This is a genomic window from Microbacterium sp. 22296, assembly GCF_052045385.1.
Taxonomy (GTDB): Bacteria; Actinomycetota; Actinomycetes; order Actinomycetales; family Microbacteriaceae; genus Microbacterium.
Map to the genome: position 1 here is coordinate 494,483 of NZ_JBQEOS010000002.1, position 20,793 is coordinate 515,275.

The 20,793-nt window shown below is 71.0% G+C and carries 19 protein-coding genes and 1 tRNA gene; 11 read left to right on the forward strand and 9 right to left on the reverse strand.

All coding sequences use genetic code 11. The features are described 5' to 3' along the window. Window positions 1-601 precede the first annotated feature (601 nt). Window positions 602-1,270 carry a TetR/AcrR family transcriptional regulator gene (locus tag ACTJJP_RS05850; RefSeq protein ID WP_440774079.1) on the forward strand — a complete coding sequence of 223 codons (669 nt, stop codon included), beginning with the start codon at window positions 602-604 and terminating at the stop codon, window positions 1,268-1,270. 54 nt (window positions 1,271-1,324) lie between these two features. On the opposite strand, the gene ACTJJP_RS05855 is transcribed toward ACTJJP_RS05850, so the two are convergent. After that, on the reverse strand, window positions 1,325-1,867 hold the full coding sequence (locus ACTJJP_RS05855) for a YbaK/EbsC family protein (RefSeq protein ID WP_440774080.1): 543 nt from the start codon (window positions 1,865-1,867) through the stop codon (window positions 1,325-1,327). A 351-nt stretch (window positions 1,868-2,218) separates the two neighbouring features. Here ACTJJP_RS05855 and ACTJJP_RS05860 point away from each other — a divergent pair, with 351 nt between their 5' ends. From ACTJJP_RS05860 to ACTJJP_RS05870, 3 genes are all read left to right on the forward strand, one after another. Further along, entirely contained in the window at window positions 2,219-3,460 is a 1,242-nt protein-coding gene (locus ACTJJP_RS05860) for an acyl-CoA dehydrogenase family protein (protein WP_440774081.1), read from the forward strand. A gap of 177 nt (window positions 3,461-3,637) precedes the next feature. Next, window positions 3,638-4,810, forward strand: coding sequence for an AI-2E family transporter (locus ACTJJP_RS05865; protein WP_440774082.1), 1,173 nt, complete (start codon window positions 3,638-3,640; stop codon window positions 4,808-4,810). A gap of 5 nt (window positions 4,811-4,815) precedes the next feature. Beyond that, window positions 4,816-5,859, forward strand: coding sequence for an ATP-dependent DNA ligase (locus tag ACTJJP_RS05870; protein ID WP_440774083.1), 1,044 nt, complete (start codon window positions 4,816-4,818; stop codon window positions 5,857-5,859). A gap of 223 nt (window positions 5,860-6,082) precedes the next feature. On the opposite strand, the gene ACTJJP_RS05875 is transcribed toward ACTJJP_RS05870, so the two are convergent. The 3 genes from ACTJJP_RS05875 to ligD form a co-directional block, all read right to left on the reverse strand. Then, window positions 6,083-7,120 (reverse strand): hypothetical protein, encoded by a 1,038-nt coding sequence (locus ACTJJP_RS05875; RefSeq protein ID WP_440774084.1) that lies wholly within the window; start codon window positions 7,118-7,120, stop codon window positions 6,083-6,085. Between the two features lie 71 nt (window positions 7,121-7,191). Beyond that, on the reverse strand, window positions 7,192-9,069 hold the full coding sequence (locus tag ACTJJP_RS05880) for an alkaline phosphatase (protein WP_440774085.1): 1,878 nt from the start codon (window positions 9,067-9,069) through the stop codon (window positions 7,192-7,194). 192 nt (window positions 9,070-9,261) lie between these two features. Continuing rightward, window positions 9,262-10,290: a non-homologous end-joining DNA ligase gene (gene ligD / locus ACTJJP_RS05885; protein WP_440774086.1), complete on the reverse strand. Its 1,029-nt coding sequence runs from the start codon at window positions 10,288-10,290 to the stop codon at window positions 9,262-9,264. 177 nt (window positions 10,291-10,467) lie between these two features. Here ligD and ACTJJP_RS05890 point away from each other — a divergent pair, with 177 nt between their 5' ends. Then, a complete protein-coding gene (locus ACTJJP_RS05890) occupies window positions 10,468-11,094 on the forward strand; it encodes a DUF1684 domain-containing protein (protein WP_440774087.1) in 627 nt (208 codons plus the stop codon). A gap of 377 nt (window positions 11,095-11,471) precedes the next feature. Here the strand turns inward: ACTJJP_RS05890 and ACTJJP_RS05895 are convergent, their stop codons facing one another. The 3 genes from ACTJJP_RS05895 to ACTJJP_RS05905 form a co-directional block, all read right to left on the reverse strand. Beyond that, window positions 11,472-12,605, reverse strand: a complete 1,134-nt coding sequence (locus tag ACTJJP_RS05895; RefSeq protein ID WP_440774088.1) for an SseB family protein — start codon at window positions 12,603-12,605, stop codon at window positions 11,472-11,474. A 332-nt stretch (window positions 12,606-12,937) separates the two neighbouring features. Beyond that, a complete protein-coding gene (locus ACTJJP_RS05900; protein ID WP_440774089.1) occupies window positions 12,938-15,388 on the reverse strand; it encodes an ATP-dependent helicase in 2,451 nt (816 codons plus the stop codon). 59 nt (window positions 15,389-15,447) lie between these two features. Further along, complete coding sequence (locus ACTJJP_RS05905; RefSeq protein WP_440774090.1) at window positions 15,448-15,924, reverse strand: general stress protein; 477 nt, start codon at window positions 15,922-15,924, stop codon at window positions 15,448-15,450. A 141-nt stretch (window positions 15,925-16,065) separates the two neighbouring features. On the opposite strand from ACTJJP_RS05905, the gene ACTJJP_RS05910 reads away from it, so the two are divergent. After that, on the forward strand, window positions 16,066-16,473 hold the full coding sequence (locus ACTJJP_RS05910) for a YccF domain-containing protein (protein WP_440774091.1): 408 nt from the start codon (window positions 16,066-16,068) through the stop codon (window positions 16,471-16,473). Window positions 16,474-16,483: 10 nt separating this feature from the next. Here the strand turns inward: ACTJJP_RS05910 and ACTJJP_RS05915 are convergent, their stop codons facing one another. Together ACTJJP_RS05915 and ACTJJP_RS05920 are read right to left on the reverse strand one after the other, a co-directional pair. Further along, the gene (locus ACTJJP_RS05915; protein ID WP_440774092.1) at window positions 16,484-17,422 is read right to left on the reverse strand and encodes a hypothetical protein; all 939 of its coding nucleotides are present in this window, start codon (window positions 17,420-17,422) and stop codon (window positions 16,484-16,486) included. 64 nt (window positions 17,423-17,486) lie between these two features. Beyond that, on the reverse strand, window positions 17,487-17,855 hold the full coding sequence (locus ACTJJP_RS05920; protein ID WP_440774093.1) for a VOC family protein: 369 nt from the start codon (window positions 17,853-17,855) through the stop codon (window positions 17,487-17,489). Window positions 17,856-17,910: 55 nt separating this feature from the next. Between ACTJJP_RS05920 and ACTJJP_RS05925 the strand changes: the two genes are divergently transcribed. The 5 genes from ACTJJP_RS05925 to ACTJJP_RS05945 all read left to right on the forward strand — a co-directional run bounded on the left by ACTJJP_RS05925 (window position 17,911) and on the right by ACTJJP_RS05945 (window position 20,769). Then, window positions 17,911-18,348 carry a MarR family winged helix-turn-helix transcriptional regulator gene (locus ACTJJP_RS05925; RefSeq protein WP_440774094.1) on the forward strand — a complete coding sequence of 146 codons (438 nt, stop codon included), beginning with the start codon at window positions 17,911-17,913 and terminating at the stop codon, window positions 18,346-18,348. A gap of 31 nt (window positions 18,349-18,379) precedes the next feature. After that, entirely contained in the window at window positions 18,380-19,285 is a 906-nt protein-coding gene (locus ACTJJP_RS05930) for a DMT family transporter (RefSeq protein WP_440774095.1), read from the forward strand. Continuing rightward, on the forward strand, window positions 19,266-20,081 hold the full coding sequence (locus ACTJJP_RS05935) for a GntR family transcriptional regulator (protein ID WP_440774096.1): 816 nt from the start codon (window positions 19,266-19,268) through the stop codon (window positions 20,079-20,081). Before ACTJJP_RS05930 ends, ACTJJP_RS05935 begins: the two co-directional genes overlap by 20 nt. 71 nt (window positions 20,082-20,152) lie before the next feature. After that, a tRNA-Met gene (locus ACTJJP_RS05940) sits at window positions 20,153-20,228 on the forward strand. A gap of 31 nt (window positions 20,229-20,259) precedes the next feature. Continuing rightward, window positions 20,260-20,769 carry a DUF1697 domain-containing protein gene (locus ACTJJP_RS05945; protein ID WP_440774097.1) on the forward strand — a complete coding sequence of 170 codons (510 nt, stop codon included), beginning with the start codon at window positions 20,260-20,262 and terminating at the stop codon, window positions 20,767-20,769. The last annotated feature ends 24 nt before the right edge of the window (window positions 20,770-20,793 follow it).

Genomic DNA, 20,793 nt, shown 5'->3' on the forward strand with positions numbered 1-20,793 from the left:
GCGTTTCTCGCATGCTTCACGGCCGCGCCCGACGTCGCCGCACGCCCTCGCCGCACGCCCTCGCCGCCGTAGCCGCACGCGAGAAACGCGATCGACCGCAAGAAACACGTCGTCAAGGCGTTTCCGCACGCGAACCGCGTTTCTCGCATGCCTACGGCGGCGCCCGACGCCGCCGCACGCCCTCGCCGCATGCCGTCGCCGCCGTAGCCGCACGCGAGAAACGCGATCGACCGCGAGAAACACCTCGTCAAGGCGTTTCCGCACGCGAATCGCGTTTCTCGCATGCCTACGGCGGCGCCCGACGTCGCCGCACGCCGCCGCCGCACGCCCCCGCCGCACGCCGTCGCCGCACGCCCTCGCCGCACGCCCTAGACGCACGCCCTCGCCGCACGCCCTCGCCGCACGCCCTCGCCGCCGTAGCCGCAAGCGAGACACGCGATCCACCGCGAGAAACACCTCGTCAAGGCGTTTCCGCACGCGAATCGCGTTTCTCAGGCGCCCTGCTCCCTCGCCGACAGTACCGACCGCGCGCAAATCACGTTTCTTGCGCGCCCACGGCGTCGGCGCCGTCCCACCGACGCGCCGCGGATATGCTCGGCTCGTGATCGACAACGCCGCCCCTTCGAGCCGCACGGCGGTGGTGGCCGCCGCGATCGACCTCTTTGCCGAGCACGGTTACGACCAGACCTCCGTGGAGCAGATCGCCCAGGCCGCGGGGGTCTCGCGCTCGACCTTCTTCCGCCAGTTCGGCGGCAAAGAAGACGTGGTCTTCGCCGACCACGAGGTTCTTCTCGCCGAAACGCGTGCGTACCTGTCGCAACAGCACGACGACCCGTGGGCGGCGGTGTGCGAGGCGTCGGTGCGGGTGTTCCGCCACTTCGCCGCCGACCCCGAGCTCGCCCGCCGTCGCTATAAGATCGTGCGCGAGATCTCTGGTCTGCGCGATCGCGAGATCGTCACCGTCTTCCGCTACGAGCGCCTCTTCGATCAGTACCTGCGCGATGCGCTCCCCGGCCTCGACCCCCTGGATGCCGTCGGCTTCGCCGCCCTCGTCACCGCCGTGCACAATCACGTGCTGCGTCGGCTGATGCGCGGCGCCCGGGTGCCGGCATCCGTTCTGCGTCGCGCGCTCGACGACGCCCTTCGTCGCTACGGCGTGCACCCCGATGGCGCCGACGCCGCGAGCGACGACCTCGTCGTGGCGGTGTTCCCGCGCCGTATGCCCGCGGCGGAGGTCACGCGGAGGCTCCGGGCCAGCCTTCCCGACTGACGCGCCGAGTCCGGCCGCCGCTCACGCGAGCCGTCCGGCGAGCGGCGTCACCGCTCACGCGACCGGTGCGGCGAGTCCGTCGACGACTTCGGCCGAGGGAAGGGATGCCAGCACCTCGCCCGGCAGGAACAGCTTCGCGCCGCGAATCCCCGCGCCGACGACGGCCCGCGGGAGCGCGGCGACCCGGGCATCCAGCAGAAGACACCAGTCCGACGGGATGCCGAGCGGCGTGATCCCCCCGTACTGCATCCCCGTCTCGGCGACAGCGGCATCCATCGGGGCGAACGTCGCCTTCCGCGCGTCGAGGAGTTTGCGCACGACGCCGTTGACGTCGAGCCGCGTGGTGGCCAGGGCGAGGCAAGCGGCGGTGCGTGTGACGGCGCCGCGGGTGCCCTGCACCACGAGGCAATTGGCCGAGATGTCGAGGCTCTGGCCGTACGCCTCGCAGAACGCCGCGGTGTCGGCGAGCGCGGGGTCGACGGCGGCGACCTCGATGCGCGCCGCGACATCGGCGGGCAGTCGTTCGATCGCGGCTGCGACGGGCGCCGCGAGCAGCTCGGGGTGGTCGACAGCGGGGAGGAAGGTCAGCGAGCTCACGCCGCGACCCTACCCGCTCGGCACCCCGCCGCCGTCGGGAGTCGCGCCGGTCCCCCGACGAGTGTCCACGACACCCGGACGCCCCACGAAAACGCCCGCGCGTCTCGGACGCTCGACGCCGCGCGCACCCCACCCCGCAGCCGAACGCACACCCCGTGCCGCACCCCACCGCGGTGTCCACGACACCCGGACGCCCCACGTAAACGCCCGCACGTCTCGGACGCTCGACGCCGCGCGCACCCCACCCCGCAGCCGAGCGCACACCCCGCGCCGCACCGGGAACCGACCCCACCCGGATCGGCGTGCCGAAGACGGTGACACCCAGTATCAACATGCGCGATACTGGGAACCATGACCATCGACGCCGATGCCCGCACGCTCCCCGGTGAGCGCGTCGCCCACTACGACCTGCTCGGCCGCCGCGACACCGACTACTACGCCGTGTTCGCCGACATCCCCGACGCCGACCGCGCGGTCTGGGACCGCGCCAAGGCGTTCGTCGACGAGGTCGGCACGCGCATGCAGGGCGAGTGGGATGCCGCGACGTATCCCGTCGAGCTGGTCCAGCGCATGGGCGAGCTCGAGCTGCTCACCGACGGCATCGAACACCCCGAGCTCGCGCACACGTCTCCGCTGGCCGCGGGCCTCGTCAACATGGAGGTCTCCCGGCACGACGGCTCGCTCGCGACGGCTCTCGCGGTCCAAGGAGGGCTCGCACTCCGTACCCTCGCGCTCTTCGGCTCTCCCGAGCAACAAAGGCGGTGGCTGAAGCCCCTCGCAGACGGCACGGTCCTCGGCGCGTTCGCCCTGACCGAGCCCGATCACGGCTCCGACTCCGTCTCGCTCGAGACCACCGCCACCCGCACGACCGATGGCTGGTCGCTCAGCGGTACGAAGAAGTGGATCGGCAACGGTGCCTCCGGGGGCATCACCTTCGTCTGGGCTCGCGTCGAGAACGAGGGCGGCGACGACCACGGCAAGGTGCAGTGCTTCCTCGTCGAACAGGACACCCCGGGCTACTCGGGCACCGTCATCACCGGAAAGGTGTCGCTGCGCGGCATCCACCAGGCCCACATCGCCATGGATGACCTGCGCCTTCCCGCGGATGCCGTGCTGCCCGGGTCGCACACCTTCAAGGACGCTTCGCGGGTGCTGTACGCCACGCGCTCCGGAGTCGCGTGGTCGGCGCTCGGGCACGCGACCGCCTGCTATGAGATCGCGCGGACGTATGCCACCGAACGCATGCAGTTCGGAAAGCCCCTCGCGGCGTTCCAGATGGTGCAGGAGCGCCTCACCCAGATGCTCGACGAACTCACCGCGATGCAGCTCTACTGCCGCCGCCTCGCCGACCTCGAGACCACGGGCGGCCTGCGTCCCACGCAGGCGTCTCTGGCGAAGTACCACAACACCCGCGCGGCGCGCCGGGTGGCCGCGATCGCGCGCGATCTGCTGGGCGGCAACGGCATCCTGCTCGAGAACGGCGTGATGCAGCACATGGCCGACATCGAGGCGATCCACACGTACGAGGGCACGGAGAGCGTGCAGGCGCTCCTTCTGGGCCGCGACATCACGGGCATGAGCGCCTTCGTCTGACCCCGGATGCCGGGGGTCGGCGGATGCTTTCGGGACGGCGCCCGGCACCGCGGCGGACGAAGCGCGCTCGCTAGCGGGTGAAAAGAACCGCGGATTGCGGCACCCGACGTCGTATCCGGGCTCGGGGCGCAGCGCAACCTCGCTCGCCATGTCGGAGGCCCCCGCTACTTTGTCAGCATGGGCCTCTTCTCTCGCCACCCCGCGCCTCGCGACGCGGTCGCATCCGTCGCCAAGGCGGTACAGGCGCCACCCAAGAGCCTCTGGTCCGATGGTTTCGGGCGTCTCGCCGTGCGCGCCGTGCAGATCATCATCATGGTGGTCCTCGTGGCCGGCCTCATCTGGGGCATCCAGCAGGTGACGCTCGTGATCATCCCGCTGATTCTCGCCCTCATCTTCGCGTCGGCTTTCGGCCCGGTGACGATGTGGATGCGACGCAAAGGCGTGCCGGCGGTCATCGCGACTCTGCTGACCCTGCTCGCCGTCGTCGTCGTGCTGGCCGCGCTCGGCTGGCTCGTGGTCAACGCCGTCGTCAACCAGTGGGACTACCTCGGGTCGCAGGCGGTCGAGGGCTTCGAGAAGGCGCAGGACTGGTACCACACGCTGCCCTTCGCGATCTCGCAGGACCAGGTGAACCAGGCGATCCAGGGGATCCAGGGCTTCGTCACGAGCTCCGCCTTCGGCAGCGGCGCACTCGCGGGCGTGGGGGCCGTCGCGTCGTTCGCGACCGGCTTCGTGCTGATGGTCGTCATCCTGTTCTTCTTCCTCAAAGACGGCCCCCGCATGTGGGAGTTCGTGCTGCGTCCGTTCCACGGCAGCGACTACGCCCGCGCGCGTCGCATCGGCGACAAGACCGTGACGGTTCTGGGCTCGTACGTTCGAGGTACGGCCTCCGTCGCCGCGGTGGACGCGGTCGGTATCGGTATCGGTCTGGCGATCCTGCAGGTGCCCCTTGCTCTGCCGCTGGCCGTGCTGGTGTTCCTGCTCGCCTTCGTCCCGATCGTCGGTGCCGTCACGGCCGGCATCCTCGCGGCCCTCGTGGCGTTGGTCACCAACGGTCCGATCGTGGCGCTGATCGTCGTCGGCATCGTCGTTCTCGTGAACCAGCTCGAGGGCAACTTCCTGCAGCCCGTGCTCATGGGCCGGTCGATGAAGCTGCACTCGTTCGTCGTCCTGGTCGTGCTCGCCGGTGGTACCGCGATCGGCGGCATCCTGGGCACCCTGCTCGCCGTGCCGCTCACCGCGGTCGTCTGGGGCATCATCACCGTCTGGAACGGCCCCGACGAACCGGCCGAGTGGGCGCGGCGCAAAAAGCGCAAAGACCCCGTGCCCCTGTCGGGTGACGAGAGCTGACGAGCATGCCGTACGACATTCCGGCGCCGATGCTGGCGAAGTCGGTGCCCGAGGTCCCCGAGCACGCCAAGGTCGCCGGGGGCTTCAGCTACGAGCCCAAATGGGACGGCTTCCGTGCCCTGGTCTCGTGGGACGGCACCGATGTCGAGATCGGCAGCCGCGGCGCCAAGCCGCTCACCCGCTACTTCCCCGAACTCGTGGCGGCATTCGCCGAGATCCTGCCCGAGCCCTGTCTCATCGACGGAGAGGTCGTCGTCGCGCGCGGTGAGCCGGGCGCTCAGCGCCTCGACTGGGAGGCCCTCTCGCAGCGCATCCATCCCGCGGCCTCCCGTGTGACCATGCTCTCGCACGAGACACCGGCGATGTTCATCGCGTTCGACCTGCTCGCGCGCGGCGATCGCGACCTTCAGGCGGAGCCGTTCTCGCAACGCCGCGCCCAGCTCGAAGAGCTGCTGGGAGCCGTGCCGCACCCCGTGCATGTGACGCGCACCACCGACGACCCCGACCTCGCCCGCCGCTGGCTGGCCGAGTTCGAGGGGGCGGGCCTCGACGGCGTCATCGCGAAGCCGCTCGCCCAGCCGTACGCGCCGAACAAGCGCACGATGTTCAAGATCAAGCACGCCCGCACCGCCGACGTCGTCGCCCTGGGCTATCGCATCCACAAGTCGGGCGAGGGCGTGGGTTCGCTCCTCGTCGGGCTCTACGACGACGAGGGTCGGCTGCACGGCGTCGGGGGCGTCTCGGCCTGGACCGACAAGCGGCGTCGAGAGCTGATCGACGAACTCGCTCCCCTCGTCGAACGCGATGCCGAGGGCGAAGCCGTCGTGGGAGAGACCGACCGCTCGCGGTTCTCGGCATCCAAAGACGTGTCGTTCGTGCGCCTCCGCCCCGAGCTCGTGCTCGAGGTGCGCTACGACCAGCTCGAGGGCATGCGGTTCCGCCACACGGTGCAGTTCGACCGGTGGCGCCCCGACCGCGATGCGCGCTCCTGCACCTTCGCACAGCTCGAGACGGTGAACTCGTACGACCTCGGGGGCGTTCTCGACTGAGGGCTGCGTTGCCGTGAGCTGATCGCGGGGCGCGTTTCGCGGGTCGTCGCGGACGCCCGCCCCCCAGTCCGCCGATCTCGCCCCGAACCGGAACCATCGGCCCCGGGAACGCGACGCATCCCGCCCGGCGCACCCGCCGCGCGCCGCCCGGCGTCACCACCACACCCTGCCCGGCGTCACCACCACACCCCGCCCGGCGCACCCGTCGGAGCGGGCTCTGCGGCTACCGCACCGCCGCGTCGACCGCCCGGTCGGGCTCCGCGGCCGCCGTCGCCGCGCCGGCCGGCACCTCGGCATCCGCCGTCCGACGCCCGCGCCGTCGAGAGAGGACCGCTGCCGCGATCGTCCCGGCGAACAGCAGGAGCACCGCGAGTCCCGTCCACGACACCGCCACGGTCGTGAATCCCTGCTCGACGAGGACGGGAGCGGTGACGGCGTCGTCGCCGAGCACGACCGGACGCACGGTGGTCGTCCCGAAGAGGGCGAAGAGCGGCCACGCACCCGTCTCGGTCACCAGGGTGGCCGTGTCACCGGGCAGCAGTTCGGCCGGGTCGCCCTCGAGCGATGCGGTGTCAACGCCCGCGCCCGAGACGGCGGCGAGCGCGCCGAGGCGCACGTTGCCGGTGTTCTCGACACGAGTCTCGACACGGAGCACGCCGGGCGCGAAGGGGACCCACGACGGCGTGAAGGTCGTCGCGACGTCAGCGACCTGCAGCGCGGGCGCGATGTCGCCGGCGACCTGCAGGTGCACCCGCACGCCCACGCGGTTCGTCACCGCGACCCCGTCGCTCGAACGGGTGACCCCGACGACGATCCCGGCGGGGTGATCGCCGGGCGTGACGCCGGCGGGCACGTCGATGCGCACGGGGAGCACGCGGGTCTCCCCGGGCGCGACGGTGACGGCGCCGGCATCCAGGCCCTCGACGGTGATCCAAGCGCCGGAGTCCCGCGGGTCGCCCGCGGCGATGTCGAAGGCCCCGCTGTCGCCGACGACCCCGTCACCCGGCGCGACGACATAGGCGGTGGGTTCGGTGCCGAGGTTGGTGACCGAGATCGCGTCGTCGACGCCCGCACCGGGCTCGATGGTGTGGCGGAGCGAGATCCGACCGTCGGGCCCGGCGGCGGTGGCCGGTGCGACGGACCATTGCGCGGCGGAGCGGGATGCGGGAGCCGGGTCGACGGTGACGGCGGCGGCCGGGGTGGCGGAGAAGAGCAGAACGACGGCGACGGCCGCCGCCGCGATAGAAGCACGGGGGAACACGGGAATCCTCGGGTCGGGGGGAACGGAGGGAGCCGGTGCGCCCCCGTCGGGGAGCGCACCGGCCGGAGGGATCAGTCCTTCGCGAAGAGCGTGAGGGTGATCTCGCTGCCGTAGCGACCGCTCTCGGCGGTCGCGGGGATGGTCAGCGCCAGGTCGGCGGCGACGACGGTCTCGCCCACGCGCTCGACACGACCGGCGTCGGCGAGGGTGGCGGGCTTGTCCAGCGTCGCGGTGCCACCGGCAGCGGCACCCGCAGCGGTGCGCACGACCTCGGGGGTCCAGCTGAGGTTCTCGGCACCGAACGAGCGGTTACCGGCGACGAACGCCGACGCCGATCCCGACAGGGTCCACCCGCGACCCTGCGCCTGCGCCTCGTTACGGGAGTCGTTCACGACGACCTCCGGCAGCTCCGCCGTCTGCGACGCGGCGTCACCGGAGAAGGTGACCGGGCCGTCGGTGGCGGGCAGCGCCAGGCTCAACTGACCGGCCTGTGCGGGCAGCGGCACCGACGCCTCGACACCGACCGCATCACCCTCGGCATCCGCGTGTCCGAGGACGTCGAAGATCGTCTTGCCCAGGTCGGTGTTGTCGAGGTACGCCCCCCGCGCGAAGTCCCAGTTCGTGGCGCGCGCCGTGAGCACCTCGGACCCGGCGCCCTTCGCGTACAGGGGGACGAGCGCGTTGGTGTGTCCACCCGAGTGCCACGACACGTTCGGAAGCTGTCCTGCGGCCCCCGTCAGGGCTGTCCAGCCCTTCTCAGCGCCGGCGCCGGGACCGGCGAGGTAGCCGGTCTCGTGGTCGGCGGTGACGATCACGAGCGTCTCGTCCCAGCTCGAGTTCTTCTCGACCCAGTCGGTGACGGCGTCGACCGAGTCGTTGAACGACAGCTGCTCCTCGACGATGCGCGTGGTCTGATTGGCGTGGCCGGCCCAATCGACCGCGCCGCTCTCGACCATGAGGAAGAAGCCGTCGTCGTCCTTCTCGAGCACGTTCAGCGCGGCCCGGGTCGACGTGGCGAGGGAGGGCACGTCCGCATTCGCCGGGTCCGTTCCGGGCAGAACGGTGTTGTTGGCGATGCCGGGACGGTTGTACTGGAAGGTCTCGGCGACGCGGGCGAGGCCGAAGAGCTTGTCGGGAACGTTCTGTCCGTCGGCGACGCGCTCGAAGTCGGCCTTGCTCTCGACGTACGAGAACGGCGTCGCGCCCTGCGTGACCCGCTCGAAGTCGGTCTGCGAGATCCAGGATCCGGCACCGAAGTGCGATGCCCGCGGGGTGCTGGCATCCGTGTAGTTGGGGTGTCCACCGCCGATCAGCACGTCGACTCCCGAGTCGATCATCTCGGCGGCGAGGCCGTGATAGTCGTTGCGGCTCTTGTTGTGCGCGATGAAGCCGGCGGGGGTGGCGTGGTTGAAGGGGACGCTCGTGACCAGGCCGACCTTCTTGCCCACCTCCATCGCCTGCTCGCCGACGGTCAGCAGGCGTGTGCCGTCGGCGGAGAAACCGAGCGTGCCGTTCGTGGTCTTCACGCCCGTGCCGAGCGCGGTGCCGGCGGCGGCCGAGTCGGTCGCACCGGATGCCACCCACGAGAAGTCGCCCCAGGCCTGTTCGGGCGTGTACGCGGCGCGACCGCCTGCGGAGTAGTGCGACTGTGCGAGCTGCACCGGGAAGTCGTCGTAGACCTCGCTCTGCGTGCCGGACACCTTCGTGGCCGTACCGGAGTTCGGCGTGACCTCGACCTGCTGGTAGGTCGTGCCGTTCTCGTACAGGCGGGCTGCATCGAATTGGTTGTACCCGCCGCCGTCCGAGATGAGGACGATGACGTTCTCGGGCACGGGGCTCTCCGTGGTCTCCGCCGAGGCGACGACGCCGGGGGTGGCACCGAGGGCGACGCCCGCGACGGTGCTCATGACGATCAGACGACGCGTGCGTCCGGTCGTGCGCTTGTTCATGTGTCCGCTTCCGTTTCGTATGGGATTCACCGACCGCCGGGGGGCCGGTCGAATTCCACGTTGACGGAAGGTCCTCTCGTGAGAACGAATCTCAGCTCACCCGTGGGTGAACTTTCGCCCCGCGTCTTCACCGTTCGGTGAACACTCGGGTGAGCGCTGGCATCCCTTTCTCGAAAATGCGACGATGCCGCCTCAGTCGGACGCCGGAGCTTTCGCCCGCGACGGCTGCACCCGCGGGGGCTCCCCCGGCATCTTCGGGAACTCGGGAGGGAAGGGAAGCTCGCCGAGGCCGTCGTCGAGGTCGCGCTGCCACCACTGCAGCAGGGTGTCGATGCGTCCGGGCTTCTCGGAGAACCCGGCCCACGGATCGCCCACGGATGCCAGGCGCTCCGGGATCGACCGCACGGTGAACGCGAGGGGGTCGAGACCGTCGAGTTCGTCCCAGGACACCGGCGTCGACACCGTCGCGGTGGCCAGCGCGCGCGGCGAGTACGCCCCCGCCATCGTGCGGTCACGGTTCGCCTGGTTGAAGTCGACGAAGATGCGCTCGCCCCGCTCCTCCTTCCACCAGTTGGTCGTCACGGCATCCGGCATCCGTCGCTCCAGCTCGCGGGCCGCGGCGATCACCGCGTGCCGCACGTCGAGGAACTCGTGCGTCGGCTCGATGGGACAGAACACGTGCAGGCCGCGGTTGCCGCTCGTCTTGATCCACGGTTCGAGACCCGCCTCGCGTAGCACGACCCGCAGTTCGTGCGCGGCCGTCACCGCCTCGGCGATGCCGGTGCCCGGCTGCGGGTCGAGGTCGATGCGCAGCTCGACGGGGTGGTCGGGGTCGGTGGCGAGCGAGGCCCACGGATGGAACACGATCGTGTTCATCTGCGCCGCCCACACCGCCGACGCGATCTCGCCGAGGAAGAGCTGCGGATGCCGCCGCCCGCTGTTGTACGTCACGGTCACCGCCTCCACGTAAGCCGGTGCACCCTTGGGCGGGTTCTTCGAGAAGAACGCTTCGCCGCCCACGCCCTCGGGAAAGCGCTCGAGCGACACCGGCCGATGACCGTTCGCGGCGATGAAGGGGTCGGCGACGGCGATGAGGTATTCGGCGAGTTCGCGCTTGGTGATGCCGACCTCGGGCCAGAGCACCCGGTCGGGGTTCGAGATGCCGACCTCGCGATCGCCCTCGGGGCCCGGCACGGTCAGCGTGATGCGGGGGGATGCCATGTCCCGACGCTAGTGCGCCCGTCGGCGTCGTGTCTGCCCCCTCGCATCCCGGTGCCGGCTCTCGTTCCGCGGGGATCACGGGCTGGTCCGGACGGGTCGGACCGTGCCGGGGAATGGCCGAGCCCGGTCGTGTCCAGCCCGGACCCCCGGCATCCGCCCTCCGCCTACGCTCGGAGAATGACCACCGCCGCCGCCCGCGCCGCCCTCGACATCGCCGACTGGCGCTTGCGCGTGTTCGCGCTGTACGACGCGGTACGCGAAGCCGACGACCCCGAAGACGCGCACGAACTCTGGCGCATCGAGCGCGACGCGCTGTTCGCGGACCACCCGGCGTCTCCCCTGCTCCCGGCCCAGCGCGAGGGTTTCGTCGGACTGCCCCTCGCCCCGTACGACGCGGCCTGGCGCTTCGAGGTCCCCCTGCTCGACGCGGACGAGGCGTCTTTCGTCGCCACCACCGGCACGGACGGCGAGGTCGGCTTCGAGCGCATCGGACGCGTGGAGCTACCCGACACGGGCACGCTGGACGTGTGGCGGCTGTCGTCGTACGGTGGCGGGCTGTTCGTTCCCGTTCGGGATGCCGCGGCCGGCCGCCCCGGCGGCACCTACGGCGGCGGACGCTACCTGCTCGACACCATCAAGGGCGCGGATCTCGGCCGAGGTGAAACCCCCGACAGGCTGGTCATCGACTTCAACTTCGCCTACAACCCCTCGTGCGCGTACGACCCGATGTGGGCGTGTCCGCTCGCCCCCGCGGGCAACGTGCTGCCGGTCGCCGTGCCGGTCGGGGAGCTCTACGGCCTCTGACGGAGGGGCCGAGGGGTCTCCGGACGGGCACCGGCTCGTACCGAACTCCGGAGATTCGACGACCTACGCCGGTGGCGGACGGGATTCCGGCGCACGGACGTCGAAACTCCGGAGTTCGGCCCGCTCCGCCGTCGGCGCGTCGCCCAACGTCCGCCACCGCCCGACGGCGTCGGCCGGTCACCGCAGCCCGACGTCATGCCGTGCGCAACTCCGGAGAAGAGACGACCACCGCGCGGGTCACGCTCGTCGGCCCGCGCGCTGCCCCCGAAAATCCGGAGTTCGGCCCGGCCCTCGACCGATCCGCGCCGGGGAGAACCACCTGCGCAGACGCCGACGGGCCGCTCCCCGGGGGGAAGCGGCCCGTCGGTCGTCGATGATCAGGAAGTCGGTGCGTCGTCTTCCGCGGCGAGCGCGATGACCGGAGCGAGCTCGTCGCGTCCGAGGCGGATCCACGGACCGGCCGGGTCGATCAGGATGCCGGTGAGCCCGGCATCCTGTGACAGGGCCTTGGCGAGCTGCATCGTGCGGATCGGCAGGGGCTGGTCACCGCGACCGAGGGCCAGCAGCTCCAGCGGGTGCGAGAACACCTCGAGGAACCGCTCGCCCGTCGCCGCCCGCGACTCGGCGACGCCCATGGGACCGCCCTCTTCGGTCTGGTTCACGGCGATCCACATCGGCGCGTCGGCCACGATGGCCTCGACGACGGTGGGCGCCGTGGCTTCCGTCCGCGCGTCGCACAGGGCCGTCTTGATGCGCAGCTGCGGGTCGACCTCGGCGATCATCCGCTCCAGCAGCGCCTTCGGCAGCACCGCGCGCCCATCGGCCGCGGCGGGGTTCAGCACCATGCCGCCGTACGGGCCGTCGATGATGTGGCGCAGCAGCGTGAGCACGGGCTGAGCCATCGCCGACGTGTCGCGGTCTCCGTCGGCCTCGACGCTGGCCCGCAGTGCCATACCGCCGCTATAGCCGAGCACGAGCTGCTCGTTGCCGTTGTTCGCCACGGCGAGGGGCAGATCTTTGCCCTCGGCCATGAGGGCGCGCGCGTCGCCCTTGACGCGGAGGAAGACGTGTCCCTGCAACAGCTGACGGGCGACGTTGAGCAGCTGGGCGGGCTCGGCCTGCCCGACGATCTCGGCGAGGGCGTTGCTGAGCAGCACGTTGTCGCGGAGGCCCGGCAGGGTCTCGGGGGCCTCCGGCGCCACCATCTCGCCGGGTTGACGCGCCGAGGGGCGGGCGGCGGTCGGTGCAGCCGACGCCTCGGCGGGGGTCTCGGGCCCCGCACCGACGCCGCGGAACGACGACATCGAGATGCCGACCGTCGGGGTCGCCTCCGCCTGCGCGGGGGTCTGCGTGGACGGCGCATCGGCGGCGGCAGCGTTCGCCTCCGCGGGAGCGGCGTCGCTCGAGCCGGCGGGATCGACGGGCTGCTCGCCCGGTTCGATCACGGTGTCGGGCCGGTCGGTCGATGCGTCGTCGGAATCGGACTTCTTGCGGCGCGAGAAAAGGGCCATTGGGCAAGCCTAGCCGGGGGGCCCGCGCCGCGGCGGGTCGGGGCGCGGGGTCGTGGCCGCGACGGGCTGTGGAGGAGCGGCGCGGTGGGGACGGGGCCGCCCGGTCGAGCCCGCGACGGGCTGCGGGGGAGCGGCGCCACGGCGGGCCGGGCTGCAACGCTGCGGGAACGGGTTAGCGTGGTCCAGCGCGGCTCCGCCACCGCTCGGGGGCGCGACCCGCGCGTCGGGGCGAGCGACATCCGCCCCACTGCACGAAATGCGCCCCGAACGTGGTGGACCGCGTCGGACCCCTGTCACGGCATCCACGCCGACGACAGCCGGGGCTGCGCGCGCTACAGCTTCGCGATCGGCGCGATCTTGACCAGCAGCTTCTTCGGCCCGACCGTGTCGAAGCGCACGTGCGCGACGCGCTTCGCGCCCTCACCGGTCACGGCGTCCACGCGCCCTTCGCCGAAGTCGTCGTGACGGATGCGGTCTCCGGATGCCAATTGCATGTCGCCGTTGTCGCGGACTTTCGCGGGGATGCGGTTGGGGAACTTGCTCGGGTCGGCCGGCGCGCGCTTGGGCAGCGGCACGAGATCGTCTCCGTAGCGGTTGCCTCCTCCGGGCTGCCCGGGGCGACGCCCGCGCGCGTTGAGCGCGCGCGACTGCGAGCCTCCCCGGCCGTTCACGTCGCCGGGCGACTGACGCCAGTCGATGAGGTCGGCGGGGATCTCCTGCAGGAACCGGCTGGGCATCGCGACGGTCACCTCGCCGAACTGGGCGCGGGTCATCGCCAGCGACACGTGCAGGCGTTTGCGTGCGCGGGTGATGCCGACGTAGAACAGGCGCCGCTCCTCCTGCGGGCCGCCGGGCTCGTTCGCCGAGATGCGGTGAGGCAGCAGGTCTTCTTCGACGCCGGTGAGGAATACCGCGTCGTACTCGAGTCCCTTGGCGGTGTGCAGGGTCATGAGCGACACGGAACCCGATGCGTCGTCGAGGTCGTCCGCATCCGCCACGAGGGTGACCTCGGTGAGGAAGTCGATGATGGTGCCCTCGGGGTTGTTGCGGGCGAATTCGCGGGTCACCGCGACGAGCTCGTCGAGGTTCTCGAGGCGCGCCTCGTCTTGCGGGTCTTTGCTGGCGCGCAGGGCGTCGAAGTAGCCGCTCTTGTTCAGCAGCAGGGTGAGCCCCTCGGTGACCGAGGCGGAGGGGGCGAGTTCTCCGGATGCCGGGAGCATGACCGCGGTCGCCTCGGTGAGCACCGCGTCGAGCTGGTCGATGGCCTTCTGCAGCTTCGGGCCGACCCCGATCTGCGCCGAGTTGGCCAGGGCGTCGCGGAAGGTGATGCCGTGCTCGGCGGCGTAGCGGGCGATCGCGGTCTCGGTGACGTCGCCGATCCCGCGGCGTGGACGGTTCAGGATGCGACGCACCGCCATGCCGTCGGCGGGATTGGCGACCGCGACGAGGTAGGCCAGGGCGTCTTTGATCTCGGCGCGCTCGTAGAACTTGGTGCCGCCCATGATCTTGTAAGGCACCGCCGAGCGGATGAAGATCTCTTCCAGAGCTCGAGACTGGGAGTTGGTGCGGTAGAACACCGCGACCCCCGAATAGTCGACGCCCTTCTTGTGCAGCGCCTCGATCTCGTCGGCGACGAACTGCGCCTCGTCGTGCTGCGAGTAGCCGGTGAACCCGATGATGGGATCGCCCGCGCCGACGTCGGTCCAGAGCTTCTTGTCTTTGCGGTCGAAGTTGTTTGAGATCACCGCGTTGGCCGCCGACAGGATGTTCTGCGTGGAGCGGTAGTTCTGCTCGAGGAGCACGACCTTGGCGCCCGGGTAGTCGCGCTCGAACTCGCTGATGTTGCGGATGTCGGCGCCACGGAAGGCGTAGATCGACTGGTCTGAGTCGCCGACCACGGTGAGCGACGACGCGCCCCCGTCGGTCCCTGAGCCTGTCGAAGGGTCGGCCTCGAAGATCATCATGCCGCCGCCGGCCGCCAGGGGTTCGGCATCCGATCCGGGCGCTCGCGTCAGCTCGTGGATGAGCGCGTACTGCGCGTGATTCGTGTCTTGGTATTCGTCGACCAGGATGTGCCGGAACCGCTTGCGATAGACATCGGCGACCTGCGGGAACGCGCGGAAGAGGTAGACCGTCTGGGCGATGAGATCGTCGAAGTCGAAGGCGTTGGCCCGCTGCAACTCGCGCTGGTAGGACGAGAAGATCTCGACGAACACGCGTTCGGCCGGGTCGCTCATATTGGCGGAGCGCGCATACGACTCGGCATCTGCGAGCTCGTTCTTGAGCTTCGAGATCCGACTCTGCGTGCCGGCCGGGGTGAGGCCGAACGAGTCGCCCTCGTGCTCTTTCACGAGGCGTTTGATGAGCGCCCGCGAATCACCGGAGTCGTAGATGGTGAACGCTTTTGTGAAGCCGAACTGCTCGGCCTCGCGTCGGAGAATGCGTACGCAGGCGGAGTGGAACGTCGAGATCCACATGCCGTCGGCCTTCTGCCCGATCAGCTGATGCACGCGCTCGCGCATCTCACCAGCGGCCTTGTTGGTGAAGGTGATCGCGAGGATCTGACTCGGATAGGCCTCGCGCGTGCGCAGCAGTGAGGCGATGCGCCGGGTGAGCACGCTCGTCTTCCCTGAACCGGCACCCGCGACGATGAGCAACGCCTGGCCGCGGTACGTCACGGCCTCGCGCTGAGGGCCGTTCAACCCCTCGAGGAGGTCGGCGTCGGGTCGGGCCGACGACGGCAACGGGCCGTCGAGGATGAGGGGCGTGGAGGCGTCGGTCATGGCGTGGTCAAGTCTAGGCGGGGCCCCCGACATCGGCCCCGGCGACCTCGCAGCCCGGCCTAGTCGCGCGTCTCGCCCGCGGCCCCCGACGACAGCAGCGACTGCGCGCGCGAGAAGTGCTCGGCATCCACCGTCACATCCCAGCGCTCCGCCTCGAAGCCCTGCACCGAGGAGAAGTCACGACGGCCGCCGGTGAACGCGTGGCCGGCGAAGCCGAACACCGCACCCCACACGGCGCCGAGCACGAGGCCCATCAGCAGCAGACCGAGGAAGCCGCCCGGGCTCAGCAGTCCGATGAGCACGCCGATCATCAGGCCGAACCAGGCGCCCGACGCCGCGCCCAGACCCGCGGCGCGACCGCGCGTCAGTCGACCGGTGACCTGCTCGACGATGCGCACCCCGTGGCCGACGATGGCCGTGTGCTCGACGGGGAAGCCGGCGTCGGAGAGGCGATCGACGGCGGCCTGCGCCCCCGTGTAGTCGCTGAAGCTCGACAGGACGCGGCGTTCCGGAGTGGCGCGGGTGACGTCGGACATGGTGGGTTCCTTCCCTCGGTGCCCCCACGCTACGGGGCACGGACACGCCCCGGAGGGCGCTTGCGCCGGGGTCGGCACCCGGATAGACGCGGCACTGTCAAACCGTGGATGCCACCCAGCCGGGGCCGCGAAGATGGACTCATGCGCCTGATCCTCAACATCCTGTGGCTGGTCCTGTCGGGCTTCTGGCTCTTCCTCGGCTATCTCGCCGCGGGCGTCGTGCTCTGCATCCTCATCATCACGATCCCCTGGGGGATCGCATCGTTCCGCATCGGGTTCTACGCGCTGTGGCCGTTCGGCCGCGAGACGGTGAGGAAGTCGACCTCGGGGATCGGTTCCCTCCTGGGCAACGTCGTCTGGGTCGTCCTCGCCGGGTGGTGGTTGGCGCTGGGCCACATCTTCACCGGGCTCCTGCTGTGCGTGACGATCATCGGCATCCCGCTCGGCATCGCCAACTTCAAGCTCGTGCCGGTGTCGCTCATGCCGCTGGGCACGGAGGTGCGCGACATCCGCCGCGGGGGGCCGTTCGATCAGACTCTCGGGCGCTGAGCGGCTGGATTCAGCGCGGTGAGCGCGCGAGCCCGCGGCTCGGAAGAGCGAGCAGGATGCCGACGACGGCGACGATCACGCTGACCACCGCCGTGGTGGCGACGATCTCGACGGGGAAGGTTCCGTCGCGTGCGCCGGTCAATCGGGCCAGCTCCCACGGCAGGATCCCGATCTGCTCGTTCCAGGATCGCAGCGCGGTGCGCGCACCCACCATCCCGACGGTCGCTGCCGGCAGGGCGGAGGCCAGTCCCACCCCGGCGAGCGCGACGCCCACCGCACGACGCGATCCGATCTGCGCGGCCAGCGACCAGCCGGCGACGACGAACACCCAGGCCACCAGCGCGAAGGCCAGCGCCGAGTAGAGGATCCTGAGGGCCGGTACCGACCACAGGTCGTTCCAGACGCCTTCCGGCCCCGACAGTGAGACCGGGACCAGCGCGACGACGCATCGCAGGACGATCGCGCCCCCGACCGCGGCGATGACGGGCCAGGGCGAGCGGCGGCCGAGCAGGAGGCGCACGGCGACGGCGAACATCAGCCAGCCCGCGATTGCCAGCGTCACACTCCACAGGCTGTCACGCGGTGTCTGCAGCACTCGCGTGGCGACGAGGATGCCACCGGGCACGAGGATCATGAGCCAGCGATCGGCGAGGAGCAGACCGAGGCTGGATTCTCGCGCCCGCCATGGCCTCGACGAGGCGATCCAGGTCGCGCGTGCGGCGGCGGCCCCCGGTCGGCGGACCAGTCGGGTGCGGGCGGCCACCATGCCGATGCCCACCCAGACCACGCCCAACGCCCAGATCAGACGAGCGGACCATTGCGTCGTCGGGCCCACCGCGATGGGCTGACGGGCGAACGGTTCGACCACCACGGCGAGGATCGCACCCGAGACGAGCAGCATTCCGATGACGCCGAGGGCCAGGATGCCTCGTCCCGCCGTCGTCGCCATGCGCCTACGTTACCCGCCCTCCTGACGGCGCTCGAACGCGCGTCGCGCCCGCTCGGCAGCCGGGTCAGGCTTTGTCGTGCAGGGTGATCTGGTAGCCGTCGGGGTCGGCGAAGGTGAAGGTGCGCCCGAAGGGGCCGTCGATGGGATCCGTGACGATCGCGTGCCCGTCGGCCGCCAGCGCGTCATGGATCTGCTGGACGTCGGTGGCGTGCAGCCAGACGGCGACGCCGATACCGGGCTGGGCGACACCCGTGAGGTCGGTACCGGGTGCCAGGTCGCGCAGGGCGAAGGCGATCGGCGCCGTGTCGAACACGACCGCGTGCGGCGGGCCGGCGGGCGAGCGTCGCAGCCCCAGGTAGCGCTCGTAGAAGGCGCGCGAGGCAGCAAGGTCGCGCACCTGGAGGGAGACGAAGTCGGGACCGGTGACAGGCATGAGAAACTCCTTACGTGTCAGTTATCTGACACGTACCGTATGTCAGAATACTGACATGACACAAGAGGCGATCGATCTGGACACCTCACTGGGGTACCTCCTGAAAGAGGCGGCGAGCGCGCTGCGCGCCTCGATGGAGGACGTTCTGCGCCCCCTCGGCATGACGATCACCCACTACTCCTGCCTGGAGCTGCTCGCCCAGCGACCCGGCCTGTCGAATTCCGACCTCGCCCGTGGCGCATTCGTCACGCGGCAGTCGATGAACGTGCTCCTGCAGTCGCTCGAACGCGAGGGCATCGTCGAGCGCCCCGACGCGGCCCCGGTGGGCAAGGCGCTCCCCGCTCGCCTCACCGTGAAGGGCCGGCGCTCACTCGACGCGGCGAGCGCAGCCGTGCGCTCGGTGGAGAAGCGCATGCTGAGCGGGATGACGGATGCCGAGCAGACCGCCGCCCTGCACGCTCTGCGCTCGATGGTGCACGCGCTTCGCGACTGACCCGGCCCGCGGATTGTGTAACAATCCATCCATGTTCCCTGCCCTCGCCGTCCTCGCCGCGGCGCTGTGTTTCTCGACCACCGGTACGGCTCAGGCGCTGGCGGGCGTCGACGCCTCCCCCGTCGCCGTCGGTGCCGCGCGGATCGTGGTGGGCGGGGGCATCCTGGGCCTGCTCGCCCTTCTGCGACGCGCCCCCGCGTCCCCGCGCCCGGTCCCGCGCGGCCCGGTGGCCGTGCTCATCGCCGTCGGCGCGGTGGGCGTCCTGGCCTACCAGCCGCTGTTCTTCCTCGGCACGCGTGAGAACGGCGTGGCCATCGGCACGGTCGTCGCGCTCGGATCGGCCCCGATCGCGACGGGGATCGTAGATGCCGTACGCCTGCGCCGAGCCCCCTCGTCGCGCTGGATGCTCGCCACCGCCATCGCCCTCGCCGGCGTCGTGCTGGTGTCGGGAGTCACCGGCGGTTCGGTCGCACTCGCCCCTGGTGGTCTGCTCGCCTCGGCGGGCGCGGGAATGTCGTACGCCCTCTATACGGTGTGCGGGAAGTCGCTGATCGAGAGGGGGTGGGACTCCACTCGCGTCATGGGCACGGTCTTCGGTGTCGCCGCCGTGGCGAGCCTCCCCGTGCTCCTGATCACCGGGGCGTCGTGGCTGGCCACGCCGAACGGTCTCGCGCTCGCGCTCTGGCTGGGCCTGGTGACGACGACGGTCGCCTACCTGCTCTTCGGCTGGGGGCTGGCGCGCCTGACCGCCGTCACGGTCTCGACACTGACCCTCGCCGAGCCCCTCGCGGCCACCCTGCTCGGATTGCTCGTCCTCCACGAGCAGCTCACGCCGGTCGGCGCACTCGGACTCGCACTCATCGCGGTGGGCTTGGCCGTCGTGTCGGTTCCGTCGCGCCGCCGGGAGGAGGTTCCGGATGCCACGGCCCGGGCCTGACACGCCTCGATCCGACGCGAGCCAGCCCGCGCTCGATGAACTCGCGGTCAGCCCGGGCGCGGCGCCCGATCAGCCCGCGCGGGGCGGTGCGCCCGCGCTCGATCCACCCCGGCCGCACGCCGTGCGCCGCACCTCGCGGCCGCCGGGCCGCGATGCGACGCGCGCTCCCGGTCCCCGTGCAGCTGACCTGCTCGCCGACACCATCCGCTCGGCGATCCTCTCGGGCGACCTGGCCCCCGGTGCCCCGCTGCGCGAGGAAGAACTGAGCGCCACGCACGGTGTCTCCCGGCACACCGCGCGCACGGCGCTGGCACGTCTGACGGCCGAGCGCCTCGCGACCGCCGAACCCTACCGCGGGGTACGGGTGTCGCTGCTCGACGACGACGCGCTCGTCGCCCTGCAGCAGTTGCGGTGCGCCCTCGAGACGGAGGCTCTGCGGATCGTCCGCGACCGCGGCATCCGCCCCTCCGATGTCGACGAGGCGCTCGACGACCTCGCCGCCGCCGACGCCTCGGGCGACTGGTCCGCCACGCTCGCCGCCCACGCGCGGGTGCACCTCGCACTCGTCGCCGCGGCGGGCTCGGCACGGATCACGGAGGAGTACCGGCGCCTCGACTCGGAGATGCATCTTCTGTTGACGCACGTGCGACCCTCCTACGCACCCGGTGCGCTGACAGCGGAGCATCGCGCATACGTGAAGGACGCTCTGGTCGACCCGGAGCACGCCGTGCGCGCTCATCTGGAGCACTCGACGCGCGCGATCATCGACGGTCGGCGGCGGCGTTCCACGCCATAGAACGTCACGTCGCGTCACTTCTCGCAATCCTCGGTTTCCCGCGCGCGCGCCGCGTTAGCGTGGAGGCACATCGCGGCGATCCGGGCGGTCCCGGGCCTCGGCTCATAACCGAAGGCGTGGCGGGTTCGACTCCCGCCGTCGCGTCCACTTCCCTCTCGCGCGCGGGTAGCCTCCCCTCATGCGTCGCGTCGCGTTCGTCCGCAACCTCAACCAGGGTCAGCGCGGGCATGTCTCGACCTCGGACCTCCTCACCGCCTTCGTCGATGCGGGAGGCCGAGACATCACCCCCTTCCAGAGCAATGGCACCGTCGTCTTCTCGGGGGACGCCGCTCTCGCCGCCGACGCCATGTCCGCGCTCGCTGCGCGCACCGGCGTCGCGCGGGAGGTGTTCGCCCTCGGCCTCGATGAACTGGCCGACATCGTCGACGCCCACGGCCACGAGATCGACACCGCCCGCCGCGAGCTCACGCTGCACATTCCCACCCGCCTGGCATACGACGAACACACCGCGGACGAGGCGGCGCGGCGGCGGTGCGAGATCCTGCGGTGCGGCCTCGGCTGGACGGTCGTCCGGAACGAGCGCGACCGCGAATCGAACGCGACACCCGTCATCGAGAAGCTGACGGGCGCGCCGGCGACGTCGCGGGGACTGCCGACGCTGGTCCGGCTCATCGAGCGGATGGAGTGAGGCAGGCGGAGCGCTTTCCGTACG

What these genes read in the sequence shown, in the direction of transcription:
- ACTJJP_RS05910 (WP_440774091.1), top strand. Translation starts at nt 16,066, where the DNA reads ATGCGCCTGATCCTCAACATCCTGTGGCTGGTCCTGTCGGGCTTCTGG.
- ACTJJP_RS05930 (WP_440774095.1), top strand. Translation starts at nt 18,380, where the DNA reads ATGTTCCCTGCCCTCGCCGTCCTCGCCGCGGCGCTGTGTTTCTCGACC.
- ACTJJP_RS05895 (WP_440774088.1), bottom strand. Translation starts at nt 12,605, where the DNA reads ATGGCCCTTTTCTCGCGCCGCAAGAAGTCCGATTCCGACGACGCATCG.
- ligD (WP_440774086.1), bottom strand. Translation starts at nt 10,290, where the DNA reads ATGGCATCCCCCCGCATCACGCTGACCGTGCCGGGCCCCGAGGGCGAT.
- ACTJJP_RS05870 (WP_440774083.1), top strand. Translation starts at nt 4,816, where the DNA reads ATGCCGTACGACATTCCGGCGCCGATGCTGGCGAAGTCGGTGCCCGAG.
- ACTJJP_RS05890 (WP_440774087.1), top strand. Translation starts at nt 10,468, where the DNA reads ATGACCACCGCCGCCGCCCGCGCCGCCCTCGACATCGCCGACTGGCGC.
- ACTJJP_RS05905 (WP_440774090.1), bottom strand. Translation starts at nt 15,924, where the DNA reads ATGTCCGACGTCACCCGCGCCACTCCGGAACGCCGCGTCCTGTCGAGC.
- ACTJJP_RS05945 (WP_440774097.1), top strand. Translation starts at nt 20,260, where the DNA reads ATGCGTCGCGTCGCGTTCGTCCGCAACCTCAACCAGGGTCAGCGCGGG.
- ACTJJP_RS05880 (WP_440774085.1), bottom strand. Translation starts at nt 9,069, where the DNA reads ATGAACAAGCGCACGACCGGACGCACGCGTCGTCTGATCGTCATGAGC.
- ACTJJP_RS05865 (WP_440774082.1), top strand. Translation starts at nt 3,638, where the DNA reads ATGGGCCTCTTCTCTCGCCACCCCGCGCCTCGCGACGCGGTCGCATCC.
- ACTJJP_RS05915 (WP_440774092.1), bottom strand. Translation starts at nt 17,422, where the DNA reads ATGGCGACGACGGCGGGACGAGGCATCCTGGCCCTCGGCGTCATCGGA.
- ACTJJP_RS05935 (WP_440774096.1), top strand. Translation starts at nt 19,266, where the DNA reads ATGCCACGGCCCGGGCCTGACACGCCTCGATCCGACGCGAGCCAGCCC.
- ACTJJP_RS05925 (WP_440774094.1), top strand. Translation starts at nt 17,911, where the DNA reads ATGACACAAGAGGCGATCGATCTGGACACCTCACTGGGGTACCTCCTG.
- ACTJJP_RS05900 (WP_440774089.1), bottom strand. Translation starts at nt 15,388, where the DNA reads ATGACCGACGCCTCCACGCCCCTCATCCTCGACGGCCCGTTGCCGTCG.
- ACTJJP_RS05860 (WP_440774081.1), top strand. Translation starts at nt 2,219, where the DNA reads ATGACCATCGACGCCGATGCCCGCACGCTCCCCGGTGAGCGCGTCGCC.
- ACTJJP_RS05920 (WP_440774093.1), bottom strand. Translation starts at nt 17,855, where the DNA reads ATGCCTGTCACCGGTCCCGACTTCGTCTCCCTCCAGGTGCGCGACCTT.